Below are 15,779 nucleotides of genomic sequence, written 5' to 3' on the forward strand. Positions count from 1 at the left end.
AATTTTTCGTTACCGGGCGCAGGTATAAGGACCAACGGCAGCAAACATCTGATAAATATAAAAATATGATCAGGGTCTAAACAAAAAAACTGGAATATGTTTTGATAAAGGGGTACGGCCGGAAGGCTGTGCCAGTATTTAAAAATCACAAAAAAAATCGTCGGAACATGAAAAAGGTATTCTTACTGGCGGGCATTGCCGCTCTATTTGCCTGTAACGAGAGTAGCACTCAGCAGGAAAAGAAAGAAGAAATAAAAGAAGATATTAAAGAAGCCGGGCAGGAAATAAAATCTGCCGCCAGCAGTACAGGCGATTATTTATCTGAGCAAAAGAAACAGGCGGAAGAAGCTATTCAGGAGCGTATCAAAGAAATAGACCAAACCACCCAGGAATTAAAAAAGGACGGGGACGAGAAAAGCGTGGCTGCCCGTAAAAAGCTGGAAACACTGAAAGCACAGATGAATAAAAAGCTGGACGACGTAAAAAACAGCAGCGCCGACAAATGGGACAGCACCCGGGAAGCCGCCGACCAACTGATGAAAAAATCCGATAAAGAGTGGACCGATTTCAAACAGGACTTTAAAGATCTCTTTAAAAAAGATTAAAAGAAGGTGGCCGGATTACTTCAAAAATCCACAATCCTTGTTCCTTGAACATTAATCTTGTAATTTTACCCGGCTTAATAGATTTCAATTTGCTACTGTCTTACTATCAGGAATTACTAACAGAAGCCGGCTGTGATGAAGCCGGAAGGGGATGCCTGGCGGGTCCGGTGTTTGCCGCAGCCGTTATCCTGCCGAAGAAATTCAGACACCCGTTGCTGAACGATTCCAAGCAGATGAAACAGTCCGACCGGGAAAAACTGAGAAAGGTGATTGAAAAAAAAGCAGTATGTTATGCCGTGGCAAGTGTGGATAATGTAGAAATAGACAAGATAAATATACTGAAAGCTTCTTTCAAAGCCATGCACCTGGCATTGGAGAAGTTACAGCAGCAACCTGAATTTATACTGGTAGATGGTAACCGCTTTTATGCATACGGCAATACGCCACACGCCTGTATTATACAGGGCGATGGCTTATACGCCTCCATTGCAGCAGCTTCCGTTCTGGCCAAAACCTATCGTGATGAATATATGCAGCAGTTACATGCTACATATCCACACTTTGGGTGGAATGAGAACAAAGGATACCCTACCAGGCAACACCGGGATGCCATCCGGGAATTTGGCGATACGCCATTTCACCGCAAAACATTCCGTTTGCTGCCGGAGCAGCTGGAACTGGATTTATAGCTTTTAGCCGTTAACGGGTTATCTAAAAGCTAAATGCTGACAGCGATAGCTCTGTTAACCTTATACTTATTAATTTTGCCCTGACAGGGAATAATTATGTTAAAGCAGACACAACAGCAGAAATTATTACAGAAACTTTCTCCCCAGCAAATTCAGCTCATGAAATTGCTGCAGGTCCCTACTGTGAACCTGGAAGAAAGGATCAAAGAAGAACTGGAAGAAAATCCGGCGCTGGAATATGGCGAAGAAGCAGGAGAAGACGAGTTCAAAGAACAGGAAGAGTATGAAGCTCCCGCAGAAGAAGATGAATTTGAGCCCGATGGCAGTGAAAATGAATACGACAATATCGATATTTCTGAATATGTAAGTGAAGGAGATGATGATGTGGCGGATTACAAACTGCGTGACGATAACTATCCTGATCCGGACGAAAGCAATAAAACCATCCCGATCCGGGTGGAAACGTCTTTTCATGAACACTTATTGAGCCAGCTGGGTATGCTCGAGCTGGACGACCACCAGAATGCCATTGCCGAACATATCATCGGCAGTATCGACGACGACGGCTACCTGCGCAGGGAAATCAGTTCCATGGTGGATGATCTCTCCTTTTCACAGAATATTGACACCACCGAAGAAGAAATCAATTCCCTGATCAAAAAGATCCAGGACTTTGATCCGGCTGGCGTATGCGCCACCGATCTGAAAGAATGCCTCCTGCTCCAGCTGAAACGTAAGCCACAGGACGATCCCGGCGTGCACAACGCCTACTCCATCCTCGAAAACTACTTCGACGAATTTACCAAGAAGCACTACGAGAAGATCCAGAAGGCATTAGGCCTTTCCGACGAAGGACTGAAAGAAGCCATCACCCAGATCATCAAGCTCACTCCCAAGCCAGGCGGCAATTTCGCCACGCTGAATAAAGCAGAAAGCTACGTACTGCCCGACTTCTTTATTTTAAACAACGCCGGTAAACTGGAACTTACGCTGAATTCACGTAACGCTCCCGATCTGCGGATTTCCGGTGGTTACCGCGAAATGCTGAAGGAGTATGACCGGGGCGATAAAAAAGATAAGCGCCAGAAAGAAGCCGTATTGTTTATCAAACAGAAAATAGATGCCGCCAAATGGTTTATAGACGCCATCAAGCAGCGGCAACATACTTTGCTGTCTACCATGGAATCCATCATGGATTACCAGCGCGAATTTTTCCTTACGGGAGATGAAACCACCATGAAGCCTATGATCCTGAAAGATATCGCGGATCGCACGCAACTGGATATTTCTACCGTAAGCCGCGTGGCCAACAGCAAATACGTACAAACCGAGTTCGGTACCTTCAAACTGAAATTCTTCTTCTCCGAATCCCTGTCTACCGACAGCGGCGAGGAAGTATCCACCCGGGAAGTAAAGAAGATCCTGTCAGACCTCATTGAGGCGGAAAACAAACGTAAACCACTCAGTGATGAAAACCTCACGAAGATGCTGCAGGATAAAGGATATAACATTGCCCGCCGTACGGTGGCCAAATACAGGGAGCAGCTGAATATTCCGGTAGCCCGTTTACGTAAAGAATTATAAGAACCATACCATGCAAGAACAAGCTGTTTTAGACAGGAACGGAAATATACGTTTGGAGCCGGAGTTTCCAAAGGCAATGAAATCCCTGGCTTTAATCATTTCCTATCTCTCACATCCGCTGTTCATTCCCCTGCTGGTAACATTCCTGGTACTGGAATCCATTCCGGAATATATGGTCGCCTTTAAACCATTGAGCAAAAGGTTCGCCTTCGATATGCTGTATTTCAGGGTGGCTATTATCAGTATCGGGTTCCCGGTGCTCACGCTTTTACTGGCCAAGGCGCTGAAATTTGTTTCTTCCGTTCATATGAAAACCCAGCGCGACAGGATCATTCCTTATGTAGCGATGATCACTTATTACTTCTGGGCATTTTATACTTTTCAACAGGAAGGCCGGGCGCCAAAATTCTATACCGCGTTTTTCCTGGGCGTGTTCCTGAGTGTTTCTATCGCTTTTGTTACCAATAATTTTATAAAAACCAGCATGCATACCGTAGGCTGGGGCGGCATAATCGGCCTTTTATTGTCGCTGATGTGGGGAATGCATATGAATGTATCCATTCCACTGGTCATTACTTTTTTTGTGGCCGGCATTGTAGCTACCTCCCGCCTGGTGCTGGGAGCACATGAACCACGTGAAATCTACATCGGTTTCCTGATTGGTATTGTTTCGCAGCTGGCAGCGTGCTGGATCCTCGTAAAATAGGTATTTCACCATTCTATCCCTGCTCCCCTGCCGGTAAATGCTGAAACAAGTCAGCCCACCAGCCAGGGATCAGGGAGAACAACATTTAGAACGGCGATAAAAATTTTTGGGGTTTAACCTTGACCACTTCACCATTTCATCTTCACATGGATGCAAGGCCGCAAGGCAGGCTAACAAACAATTTTAACAAACAGTAGGGGATTAACTTCAACAACTAAACTTGACAGTACAAAAGTGAAACTTTCTGCGCTGATACTCAAGCGTATAACTACGCTTTTTAAAAATGCAGTAGAATTCTCACTTCCGCCGGCTAACTATTTTTTTGAGGTTTTGTTGTTACGCACATTCAATGCGTAATGGGTTCGCATCTTTGTTATGCCATTAGGGGTTAACCCTTTAAGGTTTTAAGAATAAAATTTTAACAGGAAGTTCTTGAACAGCACGGAAAAGGATTACTACTTTATTTAGCATTTAAAAGAAAATGCTAAAATATTTAGGAAAATAAAAAATTAGATCATAACTTAGCAGTCCAATTAATTTGCTTTCTAATTGTGATCAGCTATCTATTAAATTTGTAAAAACATTACTTATATGTCTACAGCCAATGCAGAAAAACTGAAGGCCCTGCGCCTCACAATGGACAAGATTGAGAAAGATTTCGGGAAGGGATCTGTGATGATGATGGGAGAAAAAGCAGAAGCGCCGATGGAGATCATTTCCACGGGTTCCCTGGGCCTTGATATCGCACTTGGAATTGGCGGTTTACCCAAAGGAAGAATCATAGAAATATATGGTCCTGAATCTTCCGGTAAAACAACCGTCGCCATCCATACAATCGCTGAAGCACAGAAAAAAGGCGGCATTTGCGCCATTATAGATGCGGAGCATGCTTTTGACAGCAGCTACGCCAGAAGACTGGGAGTTGACGTGGATTCCCTGTTAATTTCACAGCCGGATCACGGTGAGCAGGCGCTGGAAATAGCAGATCGCCTGATCCTCTCCGGCGCAGTAGATGTAGTAGTAATTGACTCCGTTGCTGCCCTGGTACCGAAAAGTGAACTGGAAGGTGAAATGGGTGAAAGCAAAATGGGATTACAAGCCCGTTTGATGTCACAGGCACTGCGTAAATTAACCGCCACTATCTCCAAAACAAACTGCTGCTGCATCTTTATTAACCAGCTGCGTGAAAAGATAGGTGTTATGTTCGGTAACCCTGAAACTACCACCGGTGGTAATGCGCTGAAGTTCTACGCATCCGTAAGGCTGGATATCCGCCGCATGAGCCAGATTAAAGATGGTGACGAAGCAATCGGTAACCGCGTGAAAGTGAAAGTGGTAAAGAATAAGGTAGCGCCTCCGTTCCGTCAGGCAGAATTCGATATCGTTTACGGTCAGGGTATCTCCAAAACAGGAGAAATCATCGACATGGGTGTTGAATATGGCGTTGTTCAGAAAAGTGGTAGCTGGTTCAGCTATGATACCAATAAATTAGGCCAGGGCCGTGATGCAGTGAAACAACTGCTGAATGATAACCCTGAACTGGCAGCAGAAATCGAAGCCAAGATTAAAGTGAAGATTCAGGAAAAGCAGGATGCCGCTTAATATTGTCTGCTATTGAATTGAATAAGCATTGAATTGAAACTTAGTATTAAACATACATAGAAGTTAGTTTTAGTTTTAGTAAGCATTGGGTTAGTATGCACATCCCTGCCTTATCCTGGGCGGGGATTTTTTTGCCCGGGAGTGAAGTCTCCCCTCTACTTCCCTCCAAAACAAAAGCCGCCCCTAAACGGAGCGGCTTTGTTTTTTTTCACTATTATCTTACAAACAAAAGCAATTAAGCTTCTGCTTTCATGCTCTTAGCTGATCTCTTACGCTCTTCTTCATCCAGTATTACTTTACGCATACGGATAAAGTTAGGAGTAACTTCTATACACTCGTCATGCTGGATGTACTCCATACATTCTTCCAGTGTCATCAGTATCTTAGGCGCAATGTTAGCAGCGCCATCGGTTCCGCTCGCACGCATGTTGGTCAGTTTCTTACCTTCATTTGGATTCACCACCAGGTCACCTGGTTTGTTGGTTTCACCAATGATCATACCCTTGTATACTTCTTCTCCCGGATCAACGAAGAAAGATCCTCTATCCTGCAGTTTGTCCAGAGAATAACCGGTAGTAGTACCAGCTTCTTTGGCAATCAGCACACCGTTGTTACGGCCTGGGATAGCACCTTTCCATGGTTTGTAATCATTGAAACGGTGCGCCATCACTGCTTCACCTGCAGTAGCAGTAAGCATCTGTGTACGCAAACCAATCAAACCACGGGAAGGAATTTCAAATTCCAGGTGTTGCATTTCACCCTTGGTTTCCATGATTAGCATCTCACCTTTACGACGGGTTACCAGATCAATTACCTTGCTGGCAAAATCCTGCGGAACGTCTACCACCAGGGTTTCGTACGGCTCGCATTTTTTACCATCCACATGCTTCACAATTACCTGAGGCTGACCAACGGTCAACTCATAACCTTCACGACGCATGGTTTCAATTAATACCCCTAAGTGCAGAATACCACGACCATAAACCATGAAGCTATCAGCACTGTCAGAATCCATTACACGCAGTGCCAGGTTCTTTTCAGTTTCCTTCATCAAACGGTCACGCAGGTGACGGGAAGTAACAAACTTACCATCTTTACCAAAGAACGGAGAGTTGTTAATACCAAACAACATGTTCATGGTAGGCTCATCCACACTGATAATTGGCAACGCTTCCGGCTCTTCAGCATCAGCGATAGTATCACCAATGTTAAAACCTTCAATACCAACTACCGCGCAAATATCGCCGGCATATACCTTAGTTACCTTTCTCTTACCTAACGCTTCGAAGATATACAACTCACGCACTTTCTGCTTCTTGCTGGTACCATCTGTCTGCATCAAAGTAACCCACTGTCCTTCTTCGATAGAAGCACGGGCCACCTTACCTACAGCAATACGACCAAGGAAAGAAGAGTAATCCAATGAAGTGATCTGCATCTGCAGGTTACCTTCTGGAGTGGTTGGCTCCGGAACGTACTGGAGGATACCATCCATCAATGGAGAAATATCTTCACTCTGTTCTAATGAACTGTTAAACCAGCCATTTTTACCAGAGCCATAAAATGTCGGGAAGTTCAATTGATCCTCTGTTGCATCCAGATTAAAGAACAATTCAAAAACTGCATCATGTACTTCATCAGGACGACAGTTAGCCTTATCTACCTTGTTGATTACAACAATAGGTTTCAGATTCAGCTGCAAAGCCTTCTGCAACACAAAACGGGTTTGTGGCATCGGACCTTCAAAAGCATCCACCAACAGGATAACACCATCAGCCATTTTCAATACCCTTTCCACCTCACCGCCAAAGTCGGCGTGGCCTGGAGTATCAATCACATTGATCTTGGTTCCCTTATATTCAATAGATGCGTTCTTGCTGAATATGGTGATACCACGCTCTCTTTCAAGATCGTTACTATCCATGATCAGATCTCCTGATTCCTGATTAGCCCGGAATACATTAGCCTGATGAAGGATTTTGTCAACCAAAGTAGTTTTACCATGGTCTACGTGTGCAATAATTGCGATATTACGAATGTTCATATACTTAAATCTTTAGCTATCAGCCATTAACTAAATTTACGCTAATAGCTACAAAAAGAAGGCGCAAAGGTACGAAAACATAGCGAGAATGAAGGTGTCACGTTTTAAATAAATGTAATCATTTGGTCAGCCCGGAAAACGCCCTTGCAATAGGTTGGTTATCATTGATTTACAATTAATTATATCCAAATATTGTAAACAAATAGTTTTATGGCGTCAATTTTGCCCCACCCCACAGCGTTTTAACCGCTTAATACCGCTCGCATGAAAAAGAAACTATATCTCCTCGCCATCGCCTGCCTCTCCCTCATCACCTCCCGCATATACGCACAAATACCAGCCCAGGATATTAACCTCTCTGAATATAAATACCCGTTCCCGGTACATTTCCTGAAACTGCAAATACAAGGGCAAGCCCTTCAAATGGCCTACATGGACGTTCAACCCTCCCGTCCAAACGGTAAAACAATTGTACTCCTCCATGGCAAAAATTTCTGCGGCGCCTACTGGGATAGCACCGCAGCAGACCTCAGCAATAACGGCTACCGGGTTATCATCCCGGACCAGATCGGCTTTGGCAAGTCATCCAAACCCCAACACCTCCAATACAGCTTTCAACAACTGGCGCAAAACACCAAAACACTGCTCGACTCGCTGCAAATAACCAAAACAGCCGTGCTCGGTCATTCAATGGGAGGCATGCTCGCCACCAGGTTCGCATTGATGTACCCGGAGGTGACCGAAAAACTGATCCTCGAAAATCCCATCGGGCTGGAAGACTGGAAAGTGAAAGTGCCCTATCAGTCAGTAGATAAATGGTATAAAGCAGAACTGCAACAGAACTATGAGAAGATCAAACAATATATGATGGACAGCTACTACGCCGGCAAATGGTCGCCCGCCTACGATAAATGGGCGCAGCTCCAAGCCAGCTGGACCAGCAGCCCCGACTACTCCCTGGTAGCCTGGAACTCCGCCCTCACCTACGACATGATCTTTACCCAACCCGTGCTGTACGAGTTCCAGAATATTACCGTCCCCACCCTCCTTATTATCGGGCAACGCGACCGTACCGCCTTAGGAAAAGCCAACGTTCCGGAAGAAGTGCGAAAAACAATGGGGAATTATCCTGAACTGGGAAACGCTGCCGCGAAAAAAATTCCACACGCCACGCTGGTACCTATCGAAGGTGTAGGACATCTTCCCCACATTGAAGCCTATACGAAATTTATTGCGCCCCTGCTGAAGTTCCTGAAAGAATAACCCTATTCCTCCAGCAGCTTTACGACATACTCCAACGCACTCTGATTCGCAGGATTGTCCAGCGCATGCGCAATATCCAGCTTTTCCCGGGAGGTAAGATGCCAGGATAAAGCCGCCGCCTTGTCCTGCTTCTGCGGCACATACTGGAAAATTACCCGGTGAAATTTATCCGGGAAATATCCTTCCATATAATTCAGTAAATCATCCTGGTCAAAATCCTGCATGGCGCTCCAGTGCTGCTGCATGGTAAACAACGGCTCAAACAACAGGTCGCTCAGATCCTTCGTTTTTTTGATCGGGGAAATGTCATTCTTGCGGGTATCGCGGATCTGGATATATATCACCCCGCTGGTATTTTCATTGATCCATTTATTAAACGTATATAAATATCGCAACGTGGTTTGCTGACCAAAATTATCGCGGATACCGGCGTCCATCACATCCACAATAGGATTGCTGGGAAGGAACGCATTAGGCAGTACATAAGGAAACGTAGCACACATACGGATCGCGCTGGTTACTCGCAGGTCCATCGCATCCTGTGCCGCAAAGTATTGTCCGAAATCCACCCCGTCGATATCCCTCACCTGCCGTGTAGGATACTGGTACTGCGGGCTGCATAAGTAACTGACTGGCTGCGGGGAAATCATTAACCGGCGCCCGTCTGCATTAATAGTAGCATTCCATATCAGCATGGGAATGTCTGCATGGGCTTCCGGCTCCCGGTAGTCTTTCAGCGTTTTATCCAACACACTGTCAGTATGCTCATTCAGCTGCATTTCAAATGCATAACCCCTATCCTTTGCGTAATGATTTTTCCCGATACTGAAACTTCTCCACGGTGTAATAAAATCATTCACGGCCATAGCAGAAAATACAGAATTGAGTAAGTCCTGTGATACCTTCTCTGCATATATATTATCAGACAGGCGGATAGGTTTCCCCTGCTGCTGTTCGTAATACAACTCCCGGAAATAACTGGCCCCCAGCATACCCCCGGAGGCGCCGGTCATCAGCACCGTGTGCTTCATCAGCCGGCCCTGCAGCATACTGTCCAGTCGCTGTAATACGTTTACGCTCCAGGTGGCTGAACGGCTGCCGCCGCCGCTGAAATTCATTACAATTAGCGGGGGCTTTTTTCCCGCCGGGAACTTCTTTCTCCAGTTCTCTAATATCAGCAGGGTTTGTTTCTTATCCGCTTCGTATCGCTCCCGGGTAAAAAATTGTTGCAGGGCCGCCACACTGTATTCCGGACGGGCCTTCTTCTCCCGGTAATTCAACCCGTAAGCCTTATTACGGTTATCCACCCAGTTATGTTCCACCATCCAGTTCAAACCAAACAACATCACCAGCAATATGGGAATAGACCAGGTTTGCAGCATATAGGAAAAGGCGCCCGCCACCCCGATGAGAAACGCAAAAAAGATGAGCACACTGGCGCCCGCAGGAATTCTGAACACATCATAATCCATCATGTAAGCCAGTATCACCAGGAAAACCAGCGAGCACCCTACGGTAATCATCGCAGCAAAGTGATGCTGCTTGAGGATACTGTCGAGGTAATGCTTATTGTAGTGATCCACATTCCTCGCCCTTCTGATACGCCAGGGCGTAGAGAAATAATTATGTACCGGCAGCGCATTTTCATCTGGATCCTGGTTGGGTTTCAGGATCATCCGCAGGAAGTTTCGCGGATTACCGAAACGCTTTTCCAGGCGTCTGCCAATATTTTTATCTGCATTAAAAAAATAGAAAAAACAGAAGAAGAATATAAACAACACTCCGCAGATAAACCCTTCCCCCAGCAACATGATATCCGGAACGGTATTGAGCTGTTCATACCGCTGGTATTCCCATCCGCGGTAAAGCATACTGAAAATAAATACCAGCGGTATGATGGCATTATTAAGGCAATACCTGAAAAATGGCTGCGAAGTGGTGGCCAGGAACTTAAACCGGCCGGTATGCAATATAAAGGTGGTAATCTGCCAGCTCATAATAAACATGCCGGTGGCTAGTCCCAGGATAGTAGTACTGTAGAAATTTACTTTGCCCAGGTATTCCGGCGCCAGGTAAAGTGCATCTCCACCAAACACCTTGGCAAAACCACCGTTGATGGTGCTGAACAGGATCACCCAAAAAATAAGTAATACCTGGTACTTCCTGAAATGCAGGAGCAGCAACTGTATAGGGAAAGAATAGTAAGTTTTTATCAGTAATAACTTCACCTTCATCAGACGATTATTACGAATAAACCTACGGAAAATTTACGGATTTATGACGGCGGGAATTTACACCGGGCGGAAAATCAATTCCCGCTTCTCACGCCCCGGCTGAGGAACAGGGTCCAGATCAGCGACAGCATCAGCAACATCCCCACACCCTGGTGTAAAATTCCATAACTGATGGGAATCTTCACCTGGCTGTTTAACAGGGTCAGCACGCCCAGCAGCACCTGCAGCAATACCAACAGCAATGGCAGGTAACGGATGGTGTGTAACAGGCTGTTAGCCGGTGTTTGTGCAGCTTTCCACCACCAGATGGCGATGAGAATAGTAATCAGGTAGGCCAGTCCGCGGTGAATGAATTGAATGGTAATCGGGTTATGCGCAATATCTGTAGCGAATCCGCCTTGCGAAAACATGCCGGCAGGTACCCAGGAGCCATTGATGTCCGGCCAGGTATTTGCCACCAATGCCGTATGCAATCCGGCCATGAAAGCACCGTACACCAACTGCACTACCAGTAATACCAGCAACCAGATATTCAGTTTGTATAAAGCCGGAACTTTTAATATTTCTATTGGATGCACACTCAGCTTCAACGCAAACCAGAACACATATGCCAGCAACGCCAGCGCAGATATAAAGTGAATGGCCAAACGGATATGGTTAACATACAAATTTTCCTCATTCAGGCCGCTCTTCACCATGATCCATCCTATCAAGCCCTGCAAACCACCTAACACAAACAGGATGATCATCGGGTTTATCATGCTCTTGTTAATCTTCTTCTTAATAACAAAGTAGATAAACGGAATAATAAACACAAACCCCATCAGCCTCGCCCAATCGCGATGCAGCCACTCCCAGAAGAAAATAAACTTAAAATCCGACAAGGTAAAGTGGCTATTAATATACTTATACTGCGCTATTTGTTTATAGCCATCAAATGCTTTCTGCCAGGCCGCTTCATTCATCGGCGGAAAAGCGCCCAATAACGGCTGCCATTCAGTAATGGACAGGCCCGAGCCGGTTAAACGGGTGATCCCTCCCAGCAATACCTGAACTATCAACATGCCCACGCCTATATATAACCAGATGGCCACGGGGCGGTTATTTTTTATTGTAACTGCTTCCATAAACGGTGCAAAAATAGGGAATGAATGCCTAACAAGCCGGTTAAATACTCACATTATTTTAACAAAGGCGTAATGTTCTGTTAATCCGCAGGTCGGAGCTTTGCATTGAAAATTTAAACGGCACCATTGTATTAGCTAATACCGCCCTAATTAAAAAAAGACGAACACATTAAAAAAATAATGTCATGAAACATTTACGTTTTGTTGTTTTAGCACCCAAAGTAGCTTTGTTGGTATTTGTTACTATCCTATCTCCGATTTTACATGCTGCGGCACAGTCAAAAACATTTGCTTACAATGCAGCACGACTGGCAAAGGAAAAACCTGTACGGGAAACTCCCATCGAAGCTTTCAACGTACATATCACGCAATTGCAAAAGGACCAGCTGTTATTCCAGCTTTCTGTGGATAATCCTTCCAACGAAAAGCTGACGCTCTACATAAAAGACAATTTCAATAACACGCTGCACCGCGAAACATTGCCTGCTACCCTGCGCTTCGAAGCACGTTACAACCTCGGTTCTCTTGAGGATGGAGACTACACCTTCGAAATCAGAAGCGGAAAAAACAAACTGGCAGAAAAAGCTATTGCCATAAAAACGCAGACCATGATCAACAGGAGCGTTTCCGTATCAGAGTAGTCCCACATCGCATAATTGAAAAATGAAAAGAGGTGGTATCCGTAAAACGGTACCACCTCTTCTTTTATTATTTCCTATCTCCTATTTACGTACTGATTCATACACGGCCTCAAACATTCTTTCCCGGGTATGCAGCGCCGTTATTTTCGTGTTAACGCCGCCGTTAGGATACACCCTGTTGCTCAGGAAAATAAATACCAGCCCCGATGTTGGATCCGCCCACACACACGTCCCCGTATAACCGGTATGCCCGAAGGTAGCCGCAGAAGCACTCCTGGCAGGGTACGGTTCCCGCCGGGTAGCATTGTCTTTTTCCGGCTTATCAAACCCAAGACCACGGCGGCTGATATGGCTGTTATACGCCGTAAACAACTGCACCGTTTCCGGCTTAATATACTGCACGCCATTGAAAGATCCTTTGTTCAGTAACATCTGCATGATTACCGCCACATCATGCGCATCAGAAAATAATCCGGCATGACCAGCCACCCCACCAAACATAGCTGCTCCCGGATCGTGCACATCTCCCCGCAATAACTGCATGCGGAAAGAATACTCACGCTCCGTAGGAACAATCTCCGTCAAAGGAAAACGCGTTCTCGGCAAAAAGCCCGTGGTCGCCAATCCCATCGGAACGTAAAAAGTTTCACTCACATATTCGTTCAACTTCTTACCCGTTAACTGCTCCACAATTTTCCCCAGGAAAATAAAATCACAGTCGCTGTAAACATACCCCTGCCGCGGCGATAACTTACTATCCAGTATCCGCTGCCACATGGTATCTACATAGCTGTTTTCCATGTACATCTCATCCGCCACGCGGATGCCGTGGGTAGCGTCCGGGCTGGCGTGATAGAGCACCGTATCGGGCTGCGCATTGTTATAAAGGGTTTCTTTATAAAACGGTATAAAGGCTACCAGTCCTGCCTGGTGCAAAAGAATATCGCGGATGCGCAATCCTGCTTTATCTGTACCCAACACCTGCGGCAGGTATACGCCCAGCGTAGCATCCAGGTTCAGTTTCCCTTCATCATATAACCGCATCACCGATAAAGTGGTAGCGCATACTTTGGTCACAGATGCCAGGTCATAAATAGAAGTGGGCGTTACCGGTTCCTGTTTGTTGTATTCGTAGTGGCCGAAGCAGCGGTTATAAATAATCTTCCCGTCCTTCAGGGCTAATACCTGCGCTCCTGGCGCGGCGCCGCGGGCAATCATATCGTTGGCCAAACCATCGATCTGCAGCAATGCCTGCTCATTGATGCCGGCTTCCAGCGCAGTAGCGGTAGGCAATAAATTAAACTTGTTCACTTCATAAGTGATGCCGGTGCCGGAAGGCAAATCCGGGCATACGGTTACCGGTAGTTTTCCGGATGGGCCCAGCTGCCCGAAAAGCAGGTCGGCAGCGGCTCTCTGGGTGGTGCTGTCATCTTCATACGCCGCCACCAGGTGAGGCGCGTCGCAGAAATACTGGATTGCATACGGGTTACCAAAAACAACCGTCACCGAAGGCATTTCCGATTGGAGCTGGCGGATAATCAGTCGCTCTGCCATCGACAACCCGAAGTTTCCGGCGGGCCGGCGGCTGTAGTCATGTAAACTGATAATAACCGCCTTATAGTCGCGCTGTATGCGGGATACAATAGGAGCAATCTGTTGTACGGACTGCCGCGAGGTGAAAATAAACGCATCCGTACCGGGTTTGTAATTCTTCACCGATTCCACGAAAGTGTTGCTGGCATCAGCTCCTACGGCAATTACCGCCAGCTTTTGCTGGGTCATGGCCGGTGAAAAAGGCACCAGTTTCTTATCGTTGCGTACCAGGGTGATGGCTTTCTCCGCAATACGTTTACGTAAAGTATCTGTTTTGGCGTTGATGTCTTCTGCCAGATGATCAGTATCGATGTGCTGCGGCTGCCCTAGTCCGAGGTTATATTTGGCGCGCAATACTTTTTTCACGCGTCCGTCTACTTCTTCCTGGCTGATTTTACCGGCTTTGATAGCCTTCTTAATAGCCTCCACGCTGCCTTCTGCGGTGGATGGAAGAATCATCAGGTCGTTGCCGGCAAGCAGCGACTGTAGGGATTCCTGTCCGTTGGTATAGAATTTTGCGATGCCTTTCATTTCAAGTGCATCAGTAACGATCAGTCCTTTAAACCCCATTTCATTCTTCAGCAGTTTAGTAACGGCATTATAAGAAATAGAGGTTGGTGTATTTGGTTTTTTATCGATAGAAGGAATATAAAGATGGCCAATCATTACAGATTGCACGCCGGCAGCAATAGCTTCGCGGAAAGGATACAACTCCAGGGAATCGAGCTGCGCTCTTGTTTTATTGATGGTGGGCAGGTCCAGGTGTGAATCTACATTGGTATCGCCATGGCCGGGGAAGTGTTTGGCGCAGGCCATAATGCCGGCATCCTGCATCCCCCTGATGGTAGCTACTCCCATGCGGGCTACCTGGTATTTATTTTCTCCAAAGGAACGGTCGTTGATCACCGGGTTGGAAGGATTATTATTCACGTCCATGTCGGGCGCAAAATCAATATGAATACCCAGGCGACGGCATTGTTCTCCCATGAGCTTTCCGGCATCATACGCCAGGGTGGTATCCTGCATAGCGCCTATCATCATGTTCCGCGGTAATGAAATAACACTGTCGAGGCGCATGCCAAGCCCCCATTCGCCGTCAATGGCTACCAGCAAGGGTACTTTTGAAATAGACTGGTAGTAGTTAGTGAGATTGGCCTGCCGCACCGGGCCGCCCTGGAAAAAAATGACGCCTCCTACTTTGTTATCCTGTATATCTTTAACGACGGCATTAATATGATCCTGCCCGAGATTGGAATGCGCGCGGATCATGATCAGCTGGGCGATACGTTCTTCGGGGGTGAGCGATTGAAACACACTATCTGCCCATTGTGAGGCTTTGTCCTGCTGTGGCGCCACCTTTTGTGTAGTCACTTTTTTATGCCTCTTCTTTTCCTTAAATACCAGGGGCGCAGAAATGGCGCTGCCTGTCATCATTAGGCCTGTAAGTCCTGCAACCAATAATTGTTTCCTCATATCATAAACTTACAAATATTCATGCGGAAATCCAGCCCGACAGCCCTGAATATCAAAGAATTACTAATAATAATCATATGATTTTGTCAGATCCAAACTATTTCATTAAATTAGAATACCCTGTTGAAGATATTTTATGGATTCTGGTAAAAAATTGAAATGTGTTCACTATTTTGTCAGAATATTTACATTTAGTTTAATCAATCGTAATTTTAATT

General features: G+C 46.0%; 11 protein-coding genes. 7 read left to right on the forward strand and 4 right to left on the reverse strand.

Going from position 1 to position 15,779, the window contains the following annotated elements; genetic code table 11:
- The first annotated feature begins 167 nt into the window (after positions 1–167).
- From ACLHR0_RS06995 to recA, 5 genes are all read left to right on the forward strand, one after another.
- Complete coding sequence (locus ACLHR0_RS06995; protein WP_429042949.1) at positions 168–605, forward strand: hypothetical protein; 438 nt, start codon at positions 168–170, stop codon at positions 603–605.
- 89 nt (positions 606–694) lie between these two features.
- Positions 695–1,294 carry a ribonuclease HII gene (locus ACLHR0_RS07000; protein ID WP_370908781.1) on the forward strand — a complete coding sequence of 200 codons (600 nt, stop codon included), beginning with the start codon at positions 695–697 and terminating at the stop codon, positions 1,292–1,294.
- Positions 1,295–1,390: 96 nt separating this feature from the next.
- Positions 1,391–2,878, forward strand: a complete 1,488-nt coding sequence (gene rpoN, locus ACLHR0_RS07005; protein WP_429062325.1) for an RNA polymerase factor sigma-54 — start codon at positions 1,391–1,393, stop codon at positions 2,876–2,878.
- Between the two features lie 10 nt (positions 2,879–2,888).
- Positions 2,889–3,584, forward strand: a complete 696-nt coding sequence (locus ACLHR0_RS07010; RefSeq protein WP_370908783.1) for a hypothetical protein — start codon at positions 2,889–2,891, stop codon at positions 3,582–3,584.
- Between the two features lie 591 nt (positions 3,585–4,175).
- Positions 4,176–5,186 (forward strand): recombinase RecA, encoded by a 1,011-nt coding sequence (gene recA / locus ACLHR0_RS07015; protein WP_370908784.1) that lies wholly within the window; start codon positions 4,176–4,178, stop codon positions 5,184–5,186.
- Positions 5,187–5,421: 235 nt separating this feature from the next.
- On the opposite strand, the gene typA is transcribed toward recA, so the two are convergent.
- Complete coding sequence (gene typA / locus ACLHR0_RS07020; protein WP_370908785.1) at positions 5,422–7,230, reverse strand: translational GTPase TypA; 1,809 nt, start codon at positions 7,228–7,230, stop codon at positions 5,422–5,424.
- Between the two features lie 264 nt (positions 7,231–7,494).
- Between typA and ACLHR0_RS07025 the strand changes: the two genes are divergently transcribed.
- Positions 7,495–8,493 (forward strand): alpha/beta fold hydrolase, encoded by a 999-nt coding sequence (locus ACLHR0_RS07025; RefSeq protein ID WP_436485549.1) that lies wholly within the window; start codon positions 7,495–7,497, stop codon positions 8,491–8,493.
- Positions 8,494–8,495: 2 nt separating this feature from the next.
- Here ACLHR0_RS07025 and ACLHR0_RS07030 read toward each other — a convergent pair whose 3' ends face one another.
- Together ACLHR0_RS07030 and ACLHR0_RS07035 are read right to left on the reverse strand one after the other, a co-directional pair.
- The gene (locus ACLHR0_RS07030; RefSeq protein WP_429062323.1) at positions 8,496–10,727 is read right to left on the reverse strand and encodes a patatin-like phospholipase family protein; all 2,232 of its coding nucleotides are present in this window, start codon (positions 10,725–10,727) and stop codon (positions 8,496–8,498) included.
- Between the two features lie 74 nt (positions 10,728–10,801).
- The gene (locus ACLHR0_RS07035) at positions 10,802–11,854 is read right to left on the reverse strand and encodes a COX15/CtaA family protein (RefSeq protein WP_429042961.1); all 1,053 of its coding nucleotides are present in this window, start codon (positions 11,852–11,854) and stop codon (positions 10,802–10,804) included.
- Between the two features lie 185 nt (positions 11,855–12,039).
- Here ACLHR0_RS07035 and ACLHR0_RS07040 point away from each other — a divergent pair, with 185 nt between their 5' ends.
- Positions 12,040–12,495 (forward strand): hypothetical protein, encoded by a 456-nt coding sequence (locus ACLHR0_RS07040; protein WP_429042962.1) that lies wholly within the window; start codon positions 12,040–12,042, stop codon positions 12,493–12,495.
- An 81-nt stretch (positions 12,496–12,576) separates the two neighbouring features.
- Here ACLHR0_RS07040 and ACLHR0_RS07045 read toward each other — a convergent pair whose 3' ends face one another.
- The gene (locus ACLHR0_RS07045; RefSeq protein ID WP_436485551.1) at positions 12,577–15,561 is read right to left on the reverse strand and encodes a glycoside hydrolase family 3 N-terminal domain-containing protein; all 2,985 of its coding nucleotides are present in this window, start codon (positions 15,559–15,561) and stop codon (positions 12,577–12,579) included.
- Positions 15,562–15,779: the final 218 nt, after the last annotated feature.

It is taken from the genome of Chitinophaga sp. ARDCPP14 (genome assembly GCF_051362515.1).
Taxonomy (GTDB): Bacteria; Bacteroidota; Bacteroidia; order Chitinophagales; family Chitinophagaceae; genus Chitinophaga.

What these genes read in the sequence shown, in the direction of transcription:
- ACLHR0_RS07035 (WP_429042961.1), bottom strand. Translation starts at nt 11,854, where the DNA reads ATGGAAGCAGTTACAATAAAAAATAACCGCCCCGTGGCCATCTGGTTA.
- ACLHR0_RS07025 (WP_436485549.1), top strand. Translation starts at nt 7,495, where the DNA reads ATGAAAAAGAAACTATATCTCCTCGCCATCGCCTGCCTCTCCCTCATC.
- ACLHR0_RS06995 (WP_429042949.1), top strand. Translation starts at nt 168, where the DNA reads ATGAAAAAGGTATTCTTACTGGCGGGCATTGCCGCTCTATTTGCCTGT.
- ACLHR0_RS07010 (WP_370908783.1), top strand. Translation starts at nt 2,889, where the DNA reads ATGCAAGAACAAGCTGTTTTAGACAGGAACGGAAATATACGTTTGGAG.
- ACLHR0_RS07040 (WP_429042962.1), top strand. Translation starts at nt 12,040, where the DNA reads ATGAAACATTTACGTTTTGTTGTTTTAGCACCCAAAGTAGCTTTGTTG.
- rpoN (WP_429062325.1), top strand. Translation starts at nt 1,391, where the DNA reads ATGTTAAAGCAGACACAACAGCAGAAATTATTACAGAAACTTTCTCCC.
- ACLHR0_RS07030 (WP_429062323.1), bottom strand. Translation starts at nt 10,727, where the DNA reads ATGAAGGTGAAGTTATTACTGATAAAAACTTACTATTCTTTCCCTATA.
- ACLHR0_RS07045 (WP_436485551.1), bottom strand. Translation starts at nt 15,561, where the DNA reads ATGAGGAAACAATTATTGGTTGCAGGACTTACAGGCCTAATGATGACA.
- typA (WP_370908785.1), bottom strand. Translation starts at nt 7,230, where the DNA reads ATGAACATTCGTAATATCGCAATTATTGCACACGTAGACCATGGTAAA.
- recA (WP_370908784.1), top strand. Translation starts at nt 4,176, where the DNA reads ATGTCTACAGCCAATGCAGAAAAACTGAAGGCCCTGCGCCTCACAATG.